The sequence below is a fragment of the Streptomyces sp. NPDC002144 genome (genome assembly GCF_053593695.1).
The window spans coordinates 56,813-78,012 of record NZ_JBSFDB010000003.1 but is presented as its reverse complement, the minus strand read 5'-3'; the positions used below and the strand labels follow the sequence as shown (position 1 = coordinate 78,012).

General features: G+C 73.5%; 16 protein-coding genes and 1 riboswitch. Of the genes, 4 read left to right on the top strand and 12 right to left on the bottom strand.

Annotated features, from left to right (window positions below):
• Positions 1-6 precede the first annotated feature (6 nt).
• From cobJ to cobM, 3 genes are read right to left on the bottom strand one after another with little or no spacing between them, the layout of a single operon-like run.
• Positions 7-1,698 carry a precorrin-3B C(17)-methyltransferase gene (gene cobJ / locus ACWCQ1_RS05290; protein WP_451025901.1) on the bottom strand — a complete coding sequence of 564 codons (1,692 nt, stop codon included), beginning with the start codon at positions 1,696-1,698 and terminating at the stop codon, positions 7-9.
• Complete coding sequence (gene cbiE / locus ACWCQ1_RS05285; protein ID WP_358594636.1) at positions 1,695-2,936, bottom strand: precorrin-6y C5,15-methyltransferase (decarboxylating) subunit CbiE; 1,242 nt, start codon at positions 2,934-2,936, stop codon at positions 1,695-1,697. Before cbiE ends, cobJ begins: the two co-directional genes overlap by 4 nt.
• Positions 2,933-3,751 carry a precorrin-4 C(11)-methyltransferase gene (cobM, locus tag ACWCQ1_RS05280; RefSeq protein WP_133048210.1) on the bottom strand — a complete coding sequence of 273 codons (819 nt, stop codon included), beginning with the start codon at positions 3,749-3,751 and terminating at the stop codon, positions 2,933-2,935. The genes cbiE and cobM overlap by 4 nt, the downstream gene beginning before the upstream one ends.
• A gap of 95 nt (positions 3,752-3,846) precedes the next feature.
• On the opposite strand from cobM, the gene ACWCQ1_RS05275 reads away from it, so the two are divergent.
• Positions 3,847-4,575, top strand: coding sequence for a ZIP family metal transporter (locus tag ACWCQ1_RS05275; protein ID WP_133048211.1), 729 nt, complete (start codon positions 3,847-3,849; stop codon positions 4,573-4,575).
• Positions 4,576-4,595: 20 nt separating this feature from the next.
• On the opposite strand, the gene cobI is transcribed toward ACWCQ1_RS05275, so the two are convergent.
• The 9 genes from cobI to ACWCQ1_RS05230 all read right to left on the bottom strand — a co-directional run bounded on the left by cobI (position 4,596) and on the right by ACWCQ1_RS05230 (position 17,441).
• Positions 4,596-5,348 carry a precorrin-2 C(20)-methyltransferase gene (gene cobI / locus ACWCQ1_RS05270; protein ID WP_451025900.1) on the bottom strand — a complete coding sequence of 251 codons (753 nt, stop codon included), beginning with the start codon at positions 5,346-5,348 and terminating at the stop codon, positions 4,596-4,598.
• The gene (locus ACWCQ1_RS05265) at positions 5,345-6,853 is read right to left on the bottom strand and encodes a cobyrinate a,c-diamide synthase (RefSeq protein WP_451025899.1); all 1,509 of its coding nucleotides are present in this window, start codon (positions 6,851-6,853) and stop codon (positions 5,345-5,347) included. Before ACWCQ1_RS05265 ends, cobI begins: the two co-directional genes overlap by 4 nt.
• Positions 6,850-7,449: a cob(I)yrinic acid a,c-diamide adenosyltransferase gene (cobO, locus tag ACWCQ1_RS05260; RefSeq protein ID WP_358594625.1), complete on the bottom strand. Its 600-nt coding sequence runs from the start codon at positions 7,447-7,449 to the stop codon at positions 6,850-6,852. Before cobO ends, ACWCQ1_RS05265 begins: the two co-directional genes overlap by 4 nt.
• On the bottom strand, positions 7,449-9,434 hold the full coding sequence (locus tag ACWCQ1_RS05255; RefSeq protein ID WP_451025898.1) for a putative cobaltochelatase: 1,986 nt from the start codon (positions 9,432-9,434) through the stop codon (positions 7,449-7,451). Before ACWCQ1_RS05255 ends, cobO begins: the two co-directional genes overlap by 1 nt.
• Positions 9,431-13,084 (bottom strand): cobaltochelatase subunit CobN, encoded by a 3,654-nt coding sequence (cobN, locus tag ACWCQ1_RS05250; protein WP_451025897.1) that lies wholly within the window; start codon positions 13,082-13,084, stop codon positions 9,431-9,433. The genes ACWCQ1_RS05255 and cobN overlap by 4 nt, the downstream gene beginning before the upstream one ends.
• On the bottom strand, positions 13,081-14,613 hold the full coding sequence (locus ACWCQ1_RS05245; protein WP_451025896.1) for a cobyric acid synthase: 1,533 nt from the start codon (positions 14,611-14,613) through the stop codon (positions 13,081-13,083). The genes cobN and ACWCQ1_RS05245 overlap by 4 nt, the downstream gene beginning before the upstream one ends.
• Positions 14,610-15,551 (bottom strand): cobalamin biosynthesis protein, encoded by a 942-nt coding sequence (locus tag ACWCQ1_RS05240; protein ID WP_451025895.1) that lies wholly within the window; start codon positions 15,549-15,551, stop codon positions 14,610-14,612. Before ACWCQ1_RS05240 ends, ACWCQ1_RS05245 begins: the two co-directional genes overlap by 4 nt.
• 122 nt (positions 15,552-15,673) lie before the next feature.
• Positions 15,674-15,813: riboswitch (cobalamin riboswitch) on the bottom strand.
• 127 nt (positions 15,814-15,940) lie between these two features.
• Positions 15,941-16,168 (bottom strand): hypothetical protein, encoded by a 228-nt coding sequence (locus ACWCQ1_RS05235; RefSeq protein ID WP_133048219.1) that lies wholly within the window; start codon positions 16,166-16,168, stop codon positions 15,941-15,943.
• Between the two features lie 34 nt (positions 16,169-16,202).
• Positions 16,203-17,441 (bottom strand): anion permease, encoded by a 1,239-nt coding sequence (locus ACWCQ1_RS05230; RefSeq protein WP_451025894.1) that lies wholly within the window; start codon positions 17,439-17,441, stop codon positions 16,203-16,205.
• A gap of 151 nt (positions 17,442-17,592) precedes the next feature.
• Between ACWCQ1_RS05230 and ACWCQ1_RS05225 the strand changes: the two genes are divergently transcribed.
• From ACWCQ1_RS05225 to ACWCQ1_RS05215, 3 genes are all read left to right on the top strand, one after another.
• The gene (locus ACWCQ1_RS05225) at positions 17,593-18,294 is read left to right on the top strand and encodes a class II aldolase/adducin family protein (protein ID WP_451025893.1); all 702 of its coding nucleotides are present in this window, start codon (positions 17,593-17,595) and stop codon (positions 18,292-18,294) included.
• A 112-nt stretch (positions 18,295-18,406) separates the two neighbouring features.
• A complete protein-coding gene (locus ACWCQ1_RS05220) occupies positions 18,407-19,528 on the top strand; it encodes an alpha/beta hydrolase (RefSeq protein ID WP_133048222.1) in 1,122 nt (373 codons plus the stop codon).
• Positions 19,529-19,698: 170 nt separating this feature from the next.
• Positions 19,699-21,099 (top strand): hypothetical protein, encoded by a 1,401-nt coding sequence (locus ACWCQ1_RS05215; RefSeq protein ID WP_358594607.1) that lies wholly within the window; start codon positions 19,699-19,701, stop codon positions 21,097-21,099.
• Positions 21,100-21,200 lie beyond the last annotated feature (101 nt).

The following is a 21,200-nucleotide window of genomic DNA, read 5'->3' as shown; positions in this document are numbered from 1 at the left end:
AGTCGCTCATGACGCAGCCTCCTGCCAGCGGTAGCCGCGGGGCGTGACCATGCGCCCCGCGATGTCGCGGGTCGCGGTGTTGCCCACGGTCACCACCGTCATCATGTCGACCGTCGCCGGATCCAGCGCGGCCAGCGTCGTCAGCCGACTGGACTCGTCGGGCCGCGAGGCGTTGCGTACGACACCGACCGGCGTCCTCGGCTCGCGGTGCCCGGCGAGGATCGCGAGCGCCTTGGGCAGCTGCCAGTCCCGGCCCCGGGAGCGGGGGTTGTAGAAGGTGACCACGAGATCCGCCTCGGCGGCGGCCCGCACCCGGCGCTCGATGACCTCCCACGGGGTGTGCAGGTCGGAGAGGCTGATCGACACGTGGTCGTGCCCGAGCGGCGCCCCGAGGATCGCCCCGGCCGCCAGCGCCGCCGTCACGCCCGGCACGCCGATCACGTCGATGTCGTCGGACGCCTCGGCGAGGGCGGGCGAGGCCATGGCGTAGACGCCCGCGTCACCACTGCCGATCAGGGCGACGGCCTGTCCCCTGCGCGCCTCGGCCACCGCGGTCCGCGCCCGCTCCTCCTCGGCCCCGAGCCCCGACTCCAGGATCCGGGTGCCGGGGCGCAGCAGGTCGCGGATCTGGTCGACGTACTGGTCGAGCCCGACGAGCACGGAGGCCCGCCGCAGCTCCGCCTTGGCGCGCGGGGTGAGCAGGTCGCGGGCGCCGGGACCGAGCCCGACCACCGCGAGCCGGCCGCGCGCGGGACGTCGTACGACGGCGCAGGTCGCCATGGAGGCGTGCCCGTCCGCCCGGGCCGACTTCCGCTTGGGCACCAGGAGTTCACCGCCCCCGGCGAGTGCGGCGGCCTCGGCGACGGACGGTGTGCCGACGGCTGCGAGGGGCGCGTCGGAGGGGTTGGGGACCTCGACCTCGGCCAGCTCCTCGGCGCTGTGGGTCACCAGGGGCACCCCCAGCCGTCGCGCCGCCTCCACGATGCCGGGTTCGTCGGACTTGGCGTCGACGGTGGCGAGTTCGGCGAGGGACCGCACGGACAGTCCCGCGTCCCGCAGCGCGTCCTCGATCAGTCCCAGCAGCTCCTCGACGGGCGCGCCCTTGGAGGCGCCGACGCCGACGACGAGGGACGGCGGGCGCAACAGCACCTCGTGCTCGGCGGGTCGGACCGCGCGGTCGGTGACACGGATGACGTGGGACCCCTCGACGGCCACCGGCAGGGGCGGCAGCGGCCAGCTCACCTCGGTGTCCAGGACGACCGGTTCGCCGTCGAGGAGCGCCCGGGAGACGGCCGCGACGGCGCCCTCCACCGGCAGCCCCAGGGTGTCCAGGCCCGCCACGCCGGTGGCGTCGGTCGCCGTCGTGACCACGGGCCGGGCGTCCAGCAACTCGCCCACCTCGAGGGCGAGTTCGTTGGCCCCGCCCCCGTGCCCGCCGACCAGCGACACGGCGAACCGCCCGCCCTCGTCGACGCACACCACACCCGGGTCGGTCGTCTTGTCACCCAGCAGCGGCGCCAGGAGCCGTACCACCGCCCCCGTGGCGAGAAAGCACACGAGCTGCTCGCACTCCGCGAACGCGGCCCGTACGGCGTCCCCGACGGGACCCTCGTACACGCGCGTACGGTCCGGCCACGCGGCGGCCAGCCGGTCCCGCGCAGCCGTCCCCGCCGCGGTGGCGGAAATGAGGCCGATCACTGAGCGACTCCTTCTCGACAGACGGGAGTTCTGACTCCCCACAGCAGGAAAACGGGATTGGTCGCCGCCAGCCGGGTCACGTCACCGGGCAGCGGCGCGAGCCGGGAGGACTGCAGCAGCACGCCGTCGCAGTCGAATCCGGCGCCGGTGAGGGCCTCGCGGGCGGCCGGTACGCGGTCCAGGGCCGCCATCGCCACCACGACCGTCCGCCGGGCGCGGCGCGCGCAGGCGGTGACGATGGCGGGCAGCTCGCGCCCACCGCCGCCGACGAACACGGCGTCGGGGTCGTCGAGTCCGTCCAGCGCGGCGGGCGCAGAGCCGTGCACGACCCGTACGTCCACGCCGTGCGCGGCGGCGTTGGCGCGGATGCGTCCGACGCCGTCCTCGGACTTCTCGACCGCGGTGACGGCGGCGCCGAACCGGGCGCACTCGACGGCCACGGAGCCGGAGCCCGCGCCGACGTCCCAGACCAGCTCGCCGAGCCGGGGCCCCAGCCGGGCCAGCGCGAGGGCCCGCACCTCGAACTTGGTGATCATCGAGTCCCGGTGCGCGAACTCGTCCTCGTCCAGCGCCCAGCGCGCGGGACCGGCGTCGGCCCCCGCGACCGTCCGCACACCGCCGAGCACCCGGGCCTCGTCGAGACACAGCACGACACTGACGTCCGCCCCCCAGTCCCGGCCGGCGGCCTCGGCGGGCGTGACCCGCTCGACCCGCTCCCCGGCGGCACCGAGCGCGGAGGCGACGACCAGGACCCGGGCGTCCGACCCGAGAGCGGCTCCGAGTTCGGCGGGGCCACTGCCCGGGCCCGTCAGCACCGCCACCTTCGGATGGGCCCGGCACGCGTTGACCGCCGTGCGCGGGTCCCGGCCGTGGGCGCTGACCACCACCGCGTCGTCCCAGGGCAGCCCGGCACGGGCGAAGGCGGCGGCGACGGAGGACACCCCCGGCCGTACGTCCAGCCGGTCCGCTCCGAACCGTTCCGCCAGCACCCGCACGATCCCGAAGAACCCGGGGTCCCCGGAGGCCAGCACGACGACGCGGCCCTCCTTCTCCAGGTGCCGCTCGATGACGTCCAGGGCCGGCGCCAGCGGGCCCAGGACGACCTGCTCGGTGTCGTGCGGCAGCGGGGCCGCTTCGAGATGCCGCCTGCCGCCCACGACCAGCCGGGCCCCGTCCAGCACGTCGGCGGGAAACGGCGCCCCCGTCCCCGTACCGACGACCGTGATCGGGCCGCTCACGTACTCGCCCCCCGCTCGCGCAGCGCCCTGCGGGCCGCCGGGTCGGCCTTGCGGTAGCCGTGGAAGTGGCCGGGGTGGTACAGGTGCGAGCGCGTGCCCTCGGCGTCCAGCGCCGCGCCGACCAGGAAGAGGGTGTGCTTCCAGAGCTTGTGCTCCTTGACCGTCTCCTCCAGCGTGCCGATCGTGCACCGCACCAGCAGCTCCTCCGGCCACGTCGCCTGGTAGGCGACCACGACCGGCGTGGAGGTCGGATAGCCGCCCTCCAGCAGCTCCCGCACCAGTTGCCCGCTGCGGGCCGCCGACAGGAAGATCGCCATGGTCGTGCCGTGCCGCGCGAACTCCCGCACCTCCTCGCCGGGCGGCATCGGCGTCTTGCCGCCGCCGAGCCGGGTGAGGACCACGGACTGCGCGACCTCGGGGATGGTCAGCTCGCGCCGGGCGAGCGCGGCGACGGCGGAGAACGCGGAGACGCCCGGGACGACCTCGGTCGCGATGCCGATGCCCGCGCACCGGTCGAGCTGCTCCTGCGTGCCGCCCCACAGGGCCGGGTCGCCGGAGTGGATCCGGGCGACGCGCAGCCCCTCGGCGTGCGCGCGCTCGTAGACGGCCACGACGTCCTCCAGGGACATGGTCGCCGAGTCGAGGATCTCCGCGTCCTCGCGCGCGTGTTCGAGGACCTCCGCCTGGACCAGGCTCGCCGCCCAGATCACGACGTCGGCCTCGGCGATGGCGCGCGCGGCACGGAACGTCAGCAGATCGGCGGCGCCGGGGCCGGCACCGACGAAGGTCACCTTGCCGGTGGGGGCATCGGCCATGGAAATCGGGTCCTCTCTGTACAAAAGTGTCACGGGTACTGTCGCCGTGGCCGTCCGATGTGCGCGAACGGCCGTTGATCGGATAACAAGTCCCCATGGCGGTCTTCGTCGCGCTCGGCGCGTTCCTGATGACGCTGGCCGGTGGCTGGACGGCACAGCGGGTGACCGACCGTCGCCACCTGGTCCTCGGCCTGGCCGGCGGACTGATGCTCGGGGTGGTCGGCCTCGATCTGCTGCCGGAGGCACTGGAGGCGGCCGGCGACGAGATCTTCGGCGTGCCCGCCGCCCTGCTGCTCTTCGTGGGCGGCTTCCTGCTCGCCCATCTCGTGGAGCGCACCCTCGCCGCCCGCCAGGCCTCGCACGGCGGTGATGAGCACTCCCACCGGGCTCCCGAGGTGGGGCTGACGGCGGCCGCGGCGATGGTCGGTCACAGCGCGATGGACGGTGTGGCGATCGGCGCGGCCTTCCAGGTCGGCGGCGGCATGGGCGCGGCGGTCGCCCTGGCCGTGGTCGCCCACGACTTCGCGGACGGCTTCAACACGTACACGATCACCAGCCTGTACGGGAACGCCCGCCGCAAGGCCATGACCATGCTGTTCGCGGACGCGGCGGCCCCGGTGATCGGCGCCGCCTCGACGGCGTTCGTCACCATCCCGGAGGGCCTGCTCGGCGGCTATCTCGGTCTCTTCGGCGGCGTACTGCTCTACCTCGCGGCCGCCGAGATCCTCCCCGAGGCCCACCACGAACACCCGGCCCGTTCGACCCTGCTGTGCACGGTCGCGGGCGTGCTGTTCATCTGGCTGGTGGTGGGCCTGGCCGCCTGAACCGGGCGCTGCGGGGACTGTCACAACTTGCCGCCCCGCCCGCCGCCGCGCCGCGGGGGCGCGATGAGCGTGGAGAGGTACGGCAGCGGGGCCCCGTCGAGCTCGGCGGCCGGCCGGATGGACTCGCTCTCCAGCCCGAGCGCCGACCCCCACACCGCGTCGCCGAGCCGCCCGGTCTCCCGCAGGGCCTCGGCGACCTCGCCCGCCTGCCGCCCGAACTTGTAGGCCACGACCGTCCCGGGCCCGTTCAGCGCGTCCTTGAGCACGGCGGACCCGGCGGTGACGGGGACGAGGGTGAGCGGCTCGGTGCCCTCGGTCAGCACGGCCCCGGAGCGCGCCGCGAGGTCCTGCATGGCGGTGATGCCGGGCACGGTCTCGACGACGGTCCCCGGGACGAGCTCGGCGATGGTCTGCGCGAGATAGGTGAACGTCGAGTACACGTTCGGGTCGCCGATGGTGGCGAAGGCGACGACGGAGTGCGCGCTGAGCAGGGCGGCGACCCGCGTCCCGGCCGCGTCCCAGGCGGTCTCGCGACGCTGCCGGTCACTGCGCTCGTTCAGCGCGAACACGACCCGGACGACCTTCTCCGCGGGCACGTAGTGCAGCACGGTCGCCTCGGCACGGCCCGGCTCGCCGCCGTCCTTCCCGTCGGGTGCCGCCATCACGGGCACGACGACGACATCGGCGGCGCGCAGCGCGTTGACGCCCTTGACGGTGACGAGTTCCGGATCGCCGGGTCCGACTCCGACCCCGATCAGCCTGCTGTTGCTCATGACGTCCGGCACCTCTCCACGAACCGACGGGCGACACCGGGCTCGGACGCCCAGTGGGTGTGCAGATAACTCGCGTGCACACCTTGCTGTACGAAGCCTTCGACCCGCCTGTCGGAGCCGCGCACGCCCCAGGCGGGAGCCGCCCCCGCCCCGGGCTCGACGACGGTCCGATGGAACTCGTGCCCCCGCATCCGTGTCCCGGCGGGCGCGAGCACGCTGTCGCCGACCGCGACGGCGTCCCGGTATCCGAGCGTCAGCCGCTCGGACATGCGGGCGTCGGCGTCGATCACCCCGCACATCGGCCGACCGTCCAGCTCACGGCACAGATACAGCAGCCCGGCGCACTCGGCGGCGACGGGTGCACCGCTCTCGGCGAGCGTCGCGACGGCCTTGCGCAACGGCTCGTTGGCGGACAGCTCGGCGGCGTACACCTCGGGAAACCCGCCGCCGATCACCAACCCTTTCGTCCCATCCGGAAGTTCTTCATCCCGGAGCGGATCAAAGATGACGACCTCGGCACCGGCCGCACCAAGCAGTTCACTGTGCTCGGCATACGAAAAGGTGAACGCGGCCCCACCGGCAACGGCAACCACGGGCCGTTCGGGCACGTCTCGACGCCGGTCCGCACCCTCCAGCCCGTCCGGCGTTTGAGGACGAGGCCCGTTCAGGGCCGACCGGGGGTCCAGGGGGCGGAGCCCCCTGGGCGGGGCCGAAGGGGCGGCAGCCCCTGGAGACGGGACGGGTAGGGGCGGCGGGGGCGAGGAAACCAAGGCCTCACCCGGATCCCACGCCGCACACGACAACGCGCCCGCACTGCGTGCCAGTGCAAACAGTGCCTCCAGCTCACACCCTCGCTCGACCTGCTCCCGCATCGCCCCCACCGCCTCCACCGCGGCAGCCACCCGCTCGGCGACCGGCACCAATCCCAGATGCCGGGACGGCGTGTCCACCTGCGGAGCCCGCCGCAACACCCCCAGCACCGGCACCCCGGCGGACTCCAACGCCTCCCGCAGCAGCGCTTCGTGCCGGTCGGACGCCACCTTGTTCAGGATCACGCCCCCGATCCGCACCTGCGGATCCCACGAGGCGAAGCCGTGCACCAGGGCCGCCACCGACCGCGACTGCGAGGACGCGTCCACGACCAGTACCACGGGCGCCCGCAGCAGCTTGGCGACCTGGGCCGTGGACGCCAGTTCGCCCTCCCCGGCGGCCCCGTCGTACATCCCCATCACGCCCTCGACGACGGCGAGTTCGCACCCGCGTGCGCCGTGCGCGAACAGCGGGCCGATCAACTCCGGCCCGCACAGGTACGCGTCGAGGTTCCGCCCCACCCGCCCGGTGGCGAGCGCGTGGTACCCGGGGTCGATGTAGTCCGGTCCGACCTTGTGCGGGGACACGGCGAGCCCCCGCGCGGTGAACGCGGCCATCAGCCCCGTGGCGACGGTGGTCTTGCCGCTGCCGGAGGACGGCGCGGCGACGACCAGCCGTGGCACGGACGAGGTCACCACTCGATGCCCCTCTGCCCCTTCTGTCCGACGTCCATCGGATGCTTCACCTTGGACATGTCGGTCACCAGGTCCGCGAACTCGACGAGCTTCTCGGGCGCGTTGCGTCCGGTGATCACGACATGCTGGGTCCCGGGCCGGTCACGCAGCACGGAGACGACCTCGTCGGTGTCCACCCACCCCCAGTGCATCGGGTAGGCGAACTCGTCGAGGACGTACAGCTTGTAGGTCTCGGCGGCCAGGTCCCGCTTGACCTGCTCCCAGCCCTCCCGGGCCTTCTCCTCGTTGTCCAGCTGCTCGTCGCGCTGCACCCACGACCAGCCCTCGCCCATCTTGTGCCAGTCGACGCTCCCGCCCTCGCCGGAGGCGCCCAGCACCCGCAGCGCGTTCTCCTCGCCGACCTTCCACTTGGCGGACTTGACGAACTGGAACACCCCGATCGGCCACCCCTGGTTCCAGGCCCGCAGCGCGAGCCCGAACGCGGCCGTGGACTTGCCCTTCCCGATCCCGGTGTGCACGACCACCAGAGGACGGTTACGGCGCTGACGGGTCGTCAGTCCGTCGTCCGGTACGACACTCGGCTGCCCCTGCGGCATTACGCGGCCCTCCTCTGTACGTCCTTCACCAGCCCGGCGATGGAGTCCGCCCGCAACTCGTCGAGCGTCACCGCCGTACCGCCCAGCTCACCGGCGAGCTGCCCCGCCAGCCCCAGCCGCACGGGCCCCGACTCGCAGTCGACGACCACCGAGGCGACCGACTCGGCCGCGAACAATCGAGCCGCACGTCCGGCGAGGGCCACGGGTTCGGGACCGCCGGTGGCCCGTCCGTCCGTCACCACGACCACGAGCGGCCGCCGCGCGGGATCCCGCAGCCGCTCCACCCGCAGCACGTCATGCGCCTTGAGCAGCCCCGCGGCGAGCGGCGTCCGTCCACCCGTCGGCAGCGACTCCAGCCGGGCCGCGGCCGCGTCGACGGACGACGTCGGCGGCAGCGCCACCTCGGCCGCCGCGCCCCGGAAGGTCACCAGCCCCACCTTGTCCCGCCGTTGATAGGCGTCCAGCAGCAGCGACAGGACGGCGCCCTTCACGGCGCTCATCCGCTGCCGCGCCGCCATCGACCCGGAGGCGTCGACCACGAACAGCACGAGGTTGCCCTCGCGCCCCTCCCGCGTGGCCTGCCGCAGATCGTCCCGCCGCACGACCAGCCCCGGCCCGGACCGTCCCCGCGCCCGCTGATGCGGCGCCGCGGCCTGCACGGTCGCCGCCAGGTGCAGCTTGGTGAGCGCCCCCCGGGCCCGCCTGGCCCCGGTCGTCCGCCCGTGCTCGGTCCGCGCCCGCGAACGCCGGCCCGCCGCGCCCGCACCGATCCCGGGCACGCTGAGCACCTTGGTCCGGAAGGGCTCGGCGGCCCGTACGGCGGACTGCTCGCCGGCGCCGGAGGCCTGCGGTTCGCCGTCCTCCCCGGCCTCGGGCCGCGCGCCGGTGTCCCCGTCGCCCTGCGGACCCTCGTCCGGCGTCGGCTGCCCGCCGCCCCCGCCGGGTCCGTCGCCGTCGGGTTCCGGGTCGTCGTCCTCGGCGTACTGCTCCAGCGTCTCGTCGAGCTTGTCCTCGTCGAGGCCGGGCGCGTCGAAGGGGTTGCGTCGGCGCCGGTGCGGCAGCGCGAGCAGGGCCGCCTGCCGTACGTCCTCGGCGAGCACGTCGGTCCGGCCCGCCCAGGCGGCCAGCGCGGTCGCGGTACGGGCCATTACGATGTCGGCCCGCATGCCGTCCACCTCGAAGGCGGCACAGGTCGCCGCGATCTGCCGCAGCGCCCCGTCGCCCAGCCGCACCGACGGCAACAACTCCCGGGCGGCGACGATCCGTTGCCGTACGGCCGTCTCCTCGTCCGCCCAACGGGCCGCGAAACCGGGCGGATCGTCGTCGTAGGCCAGCCTGCGCCGGACGACCTCCACCCGCTGGTCGGGCTCGCGCGAGGCGGCCACCTCCACCGTCAGGCCGAACCGGTCGAGCAACTGCGGGCGCAGCTCGCCCTCTTCGGGGTTCATGGTGCCGACGAGCAGGAAACGCGCCGCGTGGCGCACCGACACGCCCTCGCGCTCGACGTAGGAGGCGCCCATCGCGGCCGCGTCCAGCAGCAGGTCGACCAGGTGGTCGTGGAGGAGGTTGACCTCGTCGACGTACAGGATCCCGCGGTGGGCGTCGGCGAGCAGGCCCGGCTCGAAGGCCTTCACGCCCTCCGCCAGTGCCCGCTCGATGTCCAGGGCGCCCACCAGCCGGTCCTCCGAGGCACCCACCGGCAGCTCGACCATCCGCGCCGGGCGGGTCTCGAACGCCCCCGGCTCGTGCGGGCCGTCCGGGCAGGCCGGGTCGGGGGAGTCGGGGTCGCAGGAGAAACGGCAGCCCGCGACCACGTTCAGCTGCGGCATGAGCGCCGAAAGGGCCCTGACCGCCGTGGACTTGGCGGTGCCCTTCTCGCCGCGCACCAGCACCCCGCCGACCGCCGGGGAGACGGCGTTCAGCAGCAGTGCGAGGCGCAGGTCGTCCTGGCCGACGACCGCCGTAAAGGGGAAGGGGGTGGTCACTGGTCGCCCTCCAGGTCGCCTTCGAGTTCCAGGTACGTGGCGCGCAGCCGCTCCAGCGTCTCCGCGTCCGGCTCGGCCCACAGCCCGCGTTCGGCGGCTTCGAGGAGCCGCTCGGTGATGCCGCGCAGCGCCCACGGGTTGGACTTCTTCATGAACTCCCGGTTCTCCGGGGCGAAGACGTACTCGGCGCTGAGCTTCTCGTACATCCAGTCGTCGACGACGCCGGCCGTGGCGTCGTAGCCGAAGAGGTAGTCCACGGTCGCCGCCATCTCGAAGGCGCCCTTGTAGCCGTGGCGCCGCATGGCGGCCATCCAGCGGGGGTTGACCACACGGGCGCGGAAGACGCGGTGGGTCTCCTCGCCGAGCGTGCGGGTCTTCACCTGGTCCGGGGTGGCGGAGTCGCCGACGTACGCCTCCGGGGAGGCGCCGGTGAGGTGGCGGACCATGGCGACCATGCCGCCGTGGTACTGGAAGTAGTCGTCGGCGTCGACGAGGTCGTGCTCGCGGGTGTCGACGTTCTTGGCGGCGACGGCGATCCGCTTGAACGCCGTCTCCATGTCCCCGCGCGCGGCCCGCCCGTCGAGTCCGCGGCCGTAGGCGTAACCGCCCCACACCGCGTACACCTCGGCGAGGTCGGCGTCCGAGCGCCAGTTGCGGGCGTCGATCAGCGGCAGCAGCCCGGCACCGTACGCGCCCGGCTTGGAGCCGAAGATGCGGGCGGTGGCCCGGCGCCGGTCACCGTGCTCGGCCGTGTCGGCGTCGGCGTGGGCCCTCACGAAGTTCCCGTCGGCGGGCTCGTCCAGCTCCGCCACCTTGCGGACCGCGTCGTCGATCAGCCCGACCACATGCGGGAACGCGTCCCGGAAAAAGCCGGAGATGCGGACCGTGACGTCGATGCGGGGCCGGCCCAGCTCCGCCAGGGGGATCACCTCGAACCCCGTCACCCGGCGCGAGGCGTCGTCCCACACCGGCCGGCAGCCCAGCAGCGCCAGGATCTCCGCGATGTCGTCGCCCTGGGTCCGCATGGCCGAGGTGCCCCACACCGTCAGGCCCACCGACTTCGGGTACTCGCCGGTGTCCTGCAGATAGCGCTGCACGAGGGAGTCGGCGAGCGACTGGCCGACCTCCCAACTCAGCCTGGACGGAATCGCCTTGGGATCGACCGAGTAGAAGTTGCGGCCGGTCGGCAGGACGTTGACCAGACCGCGGGTGGGGGAGCCGGACGGGCCGGCGGGGACGTAACCGCCGTCCAGCGCCTTGAGGATGTGCCCGATCTCGTCGGTGGTCCTCGCGAGCCGCGGCACCACCTCGGTGCAGGCGAACTCCAACACCGCGACCGCGTCGGGGAGTTCGGTGCCGAGGACGTCACGGACGAGTGCGGGGACGGCGCCCGCGTCCCAGTCCCGCGCCTCCATGCCCTCCGCGACCCGCCGGCACAGCTGCTCCAGCAGGTCCACGGCGTCGGCGGCCGTGCGGGAGGGTCCCTCGACCAGATCGGTCAGCTCCACCGGCACCTTCACCGGCGCCCCGGGCTCGGCCAGCAGCTCCTTCTCGACCAGCCCGAAATGAGCCGCCAGCGCGGCCCGCAGTCCCGGCAGCGCGTCGGCCTGACCGCCCCACACCTGGGAGGCGCGCAGCACGGCGAGCACGAGGTTCACGCGCGGCTCACCTACCGGTCCGCCGCCCAGGATGTGCAGACCGTCCCTGATCTGCACGTCCTTGATCTCACACAGATAGCCGTCGATGTGCATGACGAACTCGTCGAACGCCTCGTCGTCCGGCTGCTCGTCGACGTGCAGGTCGTGGTGGAGCTCGGCCGCCTTGACCAGCGTCCAGATCTGCGCGCGCACCGCCGGTGCCTTGGTCGGGTCCAGGTCGGAGACGAGCGCGTACTCGTCGAGCAGCTGCTCCAGTTTCGCCAGGTCGCCGTAGGTGTCGGCGCGGGCCATCGGCGGTACCAGGTGGTCGACGACCGTGGCGTGGCCGCGCCGCTTGGCCTGGGTGCCCTCGCCGGGGTCGTTGACGATGAACGGGTAGACCAGGGGGAGTTCACCGAGTACGGCGTCCGGGGCGCAACCGCCGCTGAGCCCCAGGCCCTTGCCCGGCAGCCACTCCATCGTGCCGTGCTTGCCCATGTGCACGATCGCGTCCGCGCCAAAACTGTTCTCCAGCCACCGGTAGGCCGCCATGTAGTGGTGCGACGGCGGCATGTCGGGGTCGTGGTAGATCGCGATCGGGTTCTCCCCGAAGCCGCGCGGGGGCTGGATCATCACGACGACGTTCCCGAACCGCAGGGACGCCAGCACGATGTCGTCCCCGTCGACGTACAGCGAGCCCGGCGGCTCGCCCCACGCCTGCAGCATCCCCTCCCGCAGCTGCGGATCGAGCTTCTCGAACCACGCCCGGTAGTCCGCGAGCGGCACCCGCGCGGGCGCGGCGGCCAGCTGCTCCTCGGTCAGCCACTCCACGTCGTGACCGCCGGCCTCGATGAGCCGGTGGATCAACTCGTCCCCGTTGTCGGGGTATTCGGTGAGCGCGTACCCGGCCTCCCGCAGCGCGTCCAGCACCCGCACGGCCGACGCGGGCGTGTCGAGCCCCACCGCGTTGCCGACGCGCGAGTGCTTCGTCGGGTAGGCGGTGAACACGAGCGCCAGCTTCTTCTCGGCGTTCGGCTTGTGCTTGAGCCGCGCGTGCCGCACGGCGATCCCGGCCACGCGCGCGGCCCGCTCGGGGTCGGCGACGTAGACCGGCACGTCGTCGGGCCCCTGCTCCTTGAAGGAGAACGGCACGGTGATCAGACGGCCGTCGAACTCCGGGATCGCGACCTGCATGGCCGCGTCCATGGGGGAGAGCGCGGCGTCCGAGGCGTCCCAGGCCTCCCGGGAGGAGGTGAGGCAGAGCCCCTGCAGCACGGGTACGTCGAGGTCCGCGAGGGCCCCGATGTCCCACGCCTCCTCGTCGCCGCCCGCCGAGGCCTGCGAGGCGTGCGTGCCGCCGGCCGCCAGCACGGTGGCGACCAGTGAGTCGGCCCCGGCGAGGATCTCGTACAGCCCCGCGTCCGCGCCGCGCAGCGAACCGCAGTACACGGGAAGGGCGTTGGCGCCCCGGGCCTCGATCGCCTGGCACAGGGTGTCCACGAAGGCGGTGTTGCCGCTCAGTTCATGGGCCCGGTAGAAGAGCACGCCCACGGTGGGACGGCCGTCGACCCTGTCGTACGAGCCGTGGACGCCGTACTCCGGCATCTTGCGTGGCTCGACGAACCCCTCGCCGGTCAGCAGCACGGTGTCCGAGAGGAACCGGGCGAGTTCGGTGAGGTTGTCGGGCCCGCCCTCGACGAGGTACTTCAGCGCCTCGGCCACCACACCCGCCGGCACGGACGACTCCGCCATCAACTCCGCGTCCGGCACGGCCTCCCCGCCGAGCAGCACGGTCGGAACACCGGACGCCTTCAGGGCGGCCAGCCCGTCCTCCCACGCCCGTTTCCCGCCGAGCAGCCGTACGACGGCGATGCCGGCGCCGTCGAGAAGAGCGGGCAGCTCCTCGGCGACGTCGACGCGCGTCGGGTTGCCGATCCGGTAGTCGGCACCGGAGGCGGCCCGGGCCGCCAGCAGGTCCGTGTCGGCGGTCGACAACAACAACACTGTGCTCATACGGGCGCTCCCGGTGGAATGAAAGGCAGTCCTTGCGGCGCGCCCGACTCGATGAGCCGCCACAGCGCGTCCGTGTCCGCGTGCTGTTCGATCAGGTCGCCGAGCCGGTCGAGCTGCTCCTCGCGCAGCGCGGCGAACGAGGTGTCCTCGGCCGGCACGAAACGGCGGCCCGAGGCGGCCGCCACCTCGCGCAGAAAGGCCCGCCGGAAGCCGTCCGACTCCAGCGAACCGTGCCAGTGGGTGCCCCAGGTCTGGCCGACCCGGCACCCGTCCAGGATGTGTCCTTTGTCATCGGAGATGAACCTTTCCCCGCCGTCCACTTCGGCGACGCCGTGGTGGATCTCGTACCCCTCGACCCGCTCGCCGAGAGCCTCTCCCACGGGCCGGGTGAGCGTCTTCTCCCGGGCGAACCGGACGCGTACGGGCAGCACGCCGAGCCCGTCCACCGTGCCTGCCCGCGACTCGACCTCGTCCTCGATGCGCTCACCCAGGATCTGGAAGCCGCCGCAGACGCCGAGGACGGGCCGCTGCTCGGCGGCCCTGCGCCGCAGCGCGTCCGCGAGGCCGCGCTCCCGCAGCCACTCCAGGGCGCGGACCGTGCCCCGCGTCCCCGGGATCACGACGAGATCGGCGTCGGCCAGCTCCTCCGGCCGGTCCACGAACCGCACCACGACCCCGGGTTCGGCGGCCAGGGCGTCCACGTCGGTGAAGTTCGACATGAGCGGGATCGCGCAGACGGCGACCCGCAGCACGTCCTCACCCAGGGGAGGGGCGACGTTCGACTCCCGTACGGTCCCGCGCAGGGAGACCCGCAGCCCGTCCTCCTCGTCGATGCCGAGTCCGTGCCGGAAGGGCAGAACACCGTAGGTGCGCCGCCCGGTGAGCCCGTGCAGCATGTCGAGGCCCGGTTCGAGCAGCGACACGTCACCCCGGAACTTGTTCACCAGGAACCCGGCGACGAGCCGCTGGTCCTCCTCCGACAGCAGCGCCACCGTCCCGAAGAACGAGGCGAACACGCCCCCGCGGTCGATGTCACCGACCACGAGGACGGGAAGTCCGGCGTTGCGGGCGATCCCCATGTTCACGATGTCGGTCCGGCGCAGATTGATCTCCGCGGGACTGCCGGCCCCCTCACAGATCACCGCGTCATACGTGCCCCGCAACTCGGCGAGACACTCCAGCACGGTCCCGAGCAGCTTCTGCTGCCGCCCGCCGTGGTACCCCCGCGCGCTCAGCTCGCCCACGGGCCTGCCCATGAGCACGACCTGGCTGCTCTGTTCGCCCCCGGGCTTCAGCAGCACCGGGTTCATCTGCGCCGTCGGCTCGATCCGGCACGCCTGCGCCTGCATGGCCTGCGCCCGCCCGATCTCGGCGCCCTCGCGGGTCACGAAGGAGTTGAGCGACATGTTCTGCGCCTTGAAGGGAGCCACCTTGACCCCTTGGCGCACCAGCCACCGGCAGATCCCGGCGGTGACGACACTCTTGCCGGCGTCGGAGGTGGTGCCGGCGACGAGGAGACCCCCGCTCATGACGTACGTCCCTTCACCAACAGGCGCGCGGCGGCAGTGACGCCGAGCGCGAGCAGACCGACGCGCCGGGAGAGCCGTACGGCCCGCTCGATGTCCGGTACGGCGACGGCGCGGCCCCGCGTGTTGAGCACGGGCCGGTGCTCGACCCGTCCGCCGTAGGAGAGGGTCCCGCCCAGGCGCACGCCGAGCGCTCCCGCGAACGAGGCCTCCACAGGACCGGCGTTGGGGCTCGGATGCTTCGCCGCGTCCGCCCGCCAGGCCCGTGCCGCTCCGCGCGGGTCGCCGCCCGCGACCGTCGCCAGTGCCGCGGTCAGCCGGGCTCCCGGCCAGCCGGCCACGTCGTCCAGCCGCGCGGAGGCCCACCCGTACCGCCGGTACCGCGCCGACCTGTGACCGACCATGGCGTCCAGCGTGTTGACGGCCCGGAACCCGAGCAGCCCGGGCACCCCGCCGACGGCCCCCCACACCAATGCCCCGACCACCGCGTCCGAGGTGTTCTCGGCGACCGACTCCACCACGGCCCGGGCCATCCCGTCCGCGTCCAGCGTCTGCGGATCCCGCCCGCACAGATGCGGCAACCGCTCCCGGGCACCCTCGACGTCACCCGCCCGCAGGGCCCGACCGATGCCCCGCGCCTCGCGCGCGAGCGAGCTGCCGCCGACAACCGCCCAGGTGGCGGCGGCGGTCAGGGCCACGGAAGCGGTACGGGACGGACGTACGGTCTTCTCCGCCACGGCGCCCAGCGCCACGGCACCCCCGACGCACACGGCGGCGTGCAGCGTCCCCCACCCGCGGTGGTCCCGCCACAGCACCCGTTCCACGGCACCCGCGGCCCGTCCGAAAGCGGCGACCGGGTGCCCCCGGCGCGGATCGCCGAGCAACTGGTCGCCGAGGAGGCCGGCGGCGGCGCCGTACGCGAAGACGCGACCGGCACGCATCGGCTCAGCCGGCCGTGCGGCCGGGCAGCGCCCCGGGGCCCTTCGGAAGGATCCCGGTCCTGTACCTCAAACGGCAGGCGAGCATGGCTGTATGTCCTCACTCAGGGTGTCCGCGCCCTGGTTCGACGAGACCGGCGGTGGGAGTTCCTGGCTCCCGGGGCTACCTACCCCGGTGACAGTGGCGGGACCGCGCCGGACTCGCACCGGCTTCCTCCCTTGCCGCCGTACATGGCTCCCGCAGTCCACCACGCCCCTGGAAGACCCGTCAACTTGCCGTTGACCTGCGGCGGGAGAGTGTGCTGAGGCCCACACGCGAGGGGTCGCCGTGGTCACGGAAACGCGAGGTGCCGGGACGGATCACCGTCCCGGCACCAACAGGGGGTCAGGGCTCAGCCCTTGGCCATGATCAGGTTGATTCCGTACGCCACCGCCGCCGCGCACCCCGCGAAGGCCACGTACGCTCCGGCCGTCGCGAGGGCCGCCGAGCCGCCCTGCGCGGTGGCCCGCTCGCGGTGCGACAGGCCCATGACGCCGAGGGTGAACAGGGCCACGAGGCCCACGGTGACCGCGAGGCTGACACCGAAGACGGAGCCCAGGGCCGACCAGTCGATCTTCATGCTGCTGATTCCTTCGTTACCGGGTGGCCGGGGCTCAGACGGCGGCCGGCGGGGCCGCCGGTTCCGTGGTGGTGACCGGCGCGGGGATCGTGGCCGTCAGACCCTCTGTCACCGTGCCCGGCGGAGGAGGGGTGACGGCGGCGATCGCCGTGGTGACGACGCCGGCCGGCTCCTCGGTCTCGTTGACGTTCGACGCGTCGACGACATCGCGGCGCGAGACCTTCCAGATCGCGGCGCTCGCGGCGACGAGGAAGACGGCGACGACGGCGGTGCCCCAGTCCCCGAGGTCCGTCACGGACTCCGCGCCCGCGCCGACCAGGGCGGCGGCCGGCAGTGTCAGGACCCAGGCGACCAGCATCCGGGTCGCGGTGGACCAGCGCACCACCCCGCCCTTGCGGCCGAGGCCCGCGCCCATCACCGAACCGGAGACGACGTGCGTGGTGGAGAGGGAGAAACCGAGGTGCGAGGAGGCCAGGATGGCCGTCGCCGCGCTGGTCTGGGCGGCGAAGCCCTGCCGCGGCTGAAGCTCGGTCAGGCCCTTGCCCATCGTGCGGATGATGCGCCAGCCGCCGATGTATGTGCCGAGGGCGATGGCCAGACCCGCGGAGAGGATGACCCAGGTGGGCGGGTCGGAGTCGGGGGCGACGGCGCCGCCGGCGACCAGGGCGAGGGTGATGATGCCCATCGTCTTCTGCGCGTCGTTGGTGCCGTGGGCCAGCGAGACCAGGCCGGCCGAGGCGATCTGCCCGGCGCGGTAGCCCTTCTCGGCCGCCTTGCCGTCGGCCTTGCGGTCGAGGGCGTAGGAGAAGCGGGTCGCGAGCATCGCGGCGAGCCCGGCGACGAGCGGCGCGGCGAGCGCCGGCAGCAGCACCTTGGTGACGAGCACGTCGCCGTGGACCGCGCCGAAGCCGGCCGAGGCGACGGTGGCGCCGATCAGACCGCCCATCAGGGCGTGCGAGGAACTGGAGGGCAGGCCCACCAGCCAGGTCACCAGGTTCCAGAGGATCGCGCCGACCAGGGCGGCGAAGATGACCTCGGGACGGATGCCGTTCTCATCGACGAGACCCTTGGAGATCGTGTTCGCGACCTCCACGGAGAGGAAGGCGCCAACAAGGTTGAGCGCGGCGGACATGGCCACCGCGACCTTGGGCTTGAGTGCGCCGGTCGAGATGGTGGTGGCCATCGCGTTGGCGGTGTCGTGGAAACCGTTCGTGAAATCGAACGCGAGTGCGGTGATCACCACAATCGCGAGGATCAGCGAGAAGTTTTCCATTTACCCAGGCAATCGTTCGAAGTCATCGGTCGGTTGACCGTAGGAAACCTGGGTGAACGGAAGATGAACTGGGGTGGGCGTCAGGGTGTCGCGCTCGGTAGTCCCGGGCGAACTCGGGCATCGGCCGACACGCGCCTGCGATGATCGCGGCATGGGCGAACAGCAGCGGGACGGGCGGAACGCACCGGAAGAGCGGGGGAGGGGCGCACTCCCCGAGGAGGCGCGGGCCTGGGAGGAGCTCGTGGCGACGGCCCGCCGCACCGTCGCCGACGGCCTGGTCGTCGGCACCTCGGGCAACGTCTCGGCGCGCGTCGGCGACACCGTGCTGGTCACGCCCTCGGGCGTGCCCTACGACCGCCTCGCACTGGACGACATCACCGGCGTCGACCTCGACGGCCGGCAGGTCCTCGGCACCCTGGTCCCGACCAGCGAGCTGCCGATGCATCTCGCCGTATACCGTTCGACCGGCGCGCGGGCGGTCGTCCACACCCACGCCGTCCACGCGACGGCGGTCTCCACCCTCGTCCCCGAACTCCCTACGATCCACTACATGGCCGCGGCCCTGGGCGGCCCCGTCCGAGTCGCCCCTTACGCGACGTACGGCACCGACGAATTGGCAGAGAACATGCTCCGCGCCCTCGCCGACCGCAGCGCCTGCCTCCTGCAGAACCACGGCACGGTCGCCCACGGCACGAGCCTGTCCCAGGCCTACGACCGCACGGCCCAGCTGGAGTGGATGTGCCGCCTGTGGCTCACCGCCTCCTCGGTGCCGGGCATGTCGCCGAACCTGCTCTCCCTCGCCCAGGTGGAGGAGGTGGGCGAAAAGCTGCGGGGGTACGGGCAGCAGAGGTGACGTCACGGGGTACCGGGGTGGGGTGAGCACACCACACCGCCGCCGACGCACGGCATCACCCCGCTTCCCCCTTCCGCTGGCCGGGCACCGGGACGGCCAGGACACTGGACGGGTGCGCACTGTCAAAGCGACGGCCGCCGCCGTCACCGTAGCCCTGGCCGCAGGTGCGGCCTCCGTGGCCGCAGGCCGGTTCGCCAGCGACGCCGCGCTCAAGGCGCCGCCCGGCCGCCCGCTGCCCACCGAACCCCGGCTCACCGTGCACGCGACTGCGGCCGGCCAGATCGCCCTCACCCGCGACCTCGCCGCCCTGCGCCCCGGCACCTACGGCCTGGCCGGCGACGGCACCCACGCGGTCGTCGGTCCCGTCCTCGACCACGCGACCCACTCCGCCGACACCGTCGTACGCCGTCTCGAACGCGTCACGCACGGCACCCTCGAACCCGGCGACAAGGTGTGGCTCACCCCCAACCTGTACGTCGGCAACCCCCGCGACACCCTCGGCCTCGACCACACCGACGTCCACATCCCCGGCGAACTCGGCACCCTGCCCGCCTGGTTCGTGCCCGGGGCGCGCAGCACCTGGGTCATCGCCGTGCACGGCCTCGGCACCACCCGCGAACTCACCATGAACGTCATGGAGTTCCTGCACCGCCAGCGCTTCCCGGTGCTCGCCCTCGCCTACCGCGGCGACCCCGGCGCCCCCCGCTCCCCGGACGGCCTGAACCACCTCGGCGAGACCGAGTGGCGCGACCTGGACGCGGCCATCCGGCACGCCGTCGGCAACGGCGCCCAACGGGTCGTGCTGCTCGGCTGGTCCACCGGCGCCACCATGGCGATGCGCGCCACCGCCCACTCGGGACTGCGCGACCGCGTCTCCGGGCTGATCCTGGACTCGCCGGTGCTCAGCTGGGCGACCACCCTGCGCGCCCTCGCCGCCGCCCGCCGCACCCCGGGCGCCCTGCTGCCGCTCGCGGTGCGCGCCGCGCAGGGCCGTACCGGAATGGAGGGCGACCGCTCCGCCGCGGCCGCCGCCGAACCGAGCGTGCCGACCCTCGTCATCCACGGCCCGGACGACGCCCTGGCCCCCTGGCAGTTCTCCCGCAGCCTCGCCGAGGGCCGCCCGAACCTGGTCGCCCTGCACACCGTCCGCCGGGCCCCGCACGCGGCGATGTGGAACGCCGACCCGGAAGGCTACGAAGAGGCCTTGCGCCGCTTCCTCACCCCACTGATGTGACCCGTCGCGAGAAATCGGGGCCGAACGGTCGACCCGATTCCGTTTAAGGCCGTACCACTGGCCTGTTCCAGGCCCTTCACCGCCCCATGGGCCCCGTCCCTTGGCCACGCCCGTCGCCCCCGGTGACGTTCCGTTTGGGTTTTCGGACCGTCAACCGGAAGACTGCACCCGTGACGTCCCGTATCCCGCGCGACTCCAGGCTTCGACTCGTCCGCCCGCGACCCCTGGCCGCCGCCCCCACAGCCGTGAACCAGCGGCGCCCACGGCGCCCGGCGCCGCGCCCGCCGGAGGGCACACCGGCACCCGCGGAGCTGGCCAGAATGGCGCGCTCAGGTCTTGCCGACGCGGCCCGTGTCGCCCACTGGGCCGACGCCGCCCTCGGCCCCGGCAGCGAGGGCGCGCGGGCCGACGGCAAGGCCACCCTCTCCGACGCGACCGCCGAACGGGCGGCCCGGGACCTCGGCCTGACCGTCGCTCAGGTCCGCGCCGACTGGGACACCGCGCGGCTCGCGGGCCTCGTCGAGGTGCACGGCGACAGCGCCCGCCCCGGCTGGCGGCTGCGCGCCTGGGACCGGGACGACAGCGCCGTACTGCGCGGCTGGGTCGCCCTGTTCGACGCCTGGTCGCTGGCCCACCCGGAACCCTCGGAGCACGAGCCCGCCGCCGTCGCCGAGGTCGTCTCGGCGATGCCGCAGGTGCTCTCCTTCCTCCAGCTGTCCGCCGGGCCCGTCCCGGTGGAGCAGCTGCTGGACCTGCTGGAGCAGCGGGTCGTCGAACTGCGCACCGAACGCTGCGAGATCCCGTATGGTCCGCAGCCCGAGCCCGTCGAGCAGCCCGAGGCGCCCGACGCCCCGCTCGCCCCCCTCCTCGACTGGGCCCTGCACGCCCTCGCCTCCGTCGGCGCCCTCACCTACGGGGACGGACACGCGACGCTCACCCCGCTCGGCAACTGGGCGGTGTGGGTGAAGCTGGAGCAGATCTGCGTCGCCGCGCAGAGCCCGGCCGGGAACATCGAGGCCGGCGCCGAGGAGATGCTGCGCGGCTGCGCCCAGCTGCGCCCGAACGCCGCCCGCGCCGAGTACCGTGCCTGGCTCGCCGCCCGCCCCGTCGGCAGCGCGGTCACCGAGCTCATCGCCGCCGCCCGCGGCGACGACGCCCTGCTGCGCGGTCTCGCCTTCGAGGCGCTGCGCGTGGTCGGCGCCCCCGCCGAGCCCGACGTCCGCGCCGTCGCCGACGAGCCCACCCTGCGCCCGTACGCCCTGCTGTGGCTGGCCGAGCACGACGGCGTCGACCCCGAGGACGCGCACGAGGTGCTCACCCGCGAGGAGGCCACCTGGCTCTGGGTCGACACCGCGGCCGCCGTCGCCGACCACGGCGAGGCCCCCATGCTGGTACGGCACCTGGAGTCCGCCGTGCAGCCCACGGTGCCGATGCTGCTCGACGAGGTCCGCGCCGTCGGCCACCCGCGCACCGTCCAGGTCCTGGTCGCCCTCGCCGCCGCCCACCCCGACCCGGCCCTCGCCAAGGCCGTGCGCCGCGCCGCCTTCCAGGTGCACACCGGGGGAGACTGACAAGTGCCGTAACGAACACCCGGACGTAGAAAATGCGCTTGCACGGCCCCGTTAGACTTGGCCCATGGCCATTCTCCTCGCGCATTAGACGGCGGGAACGT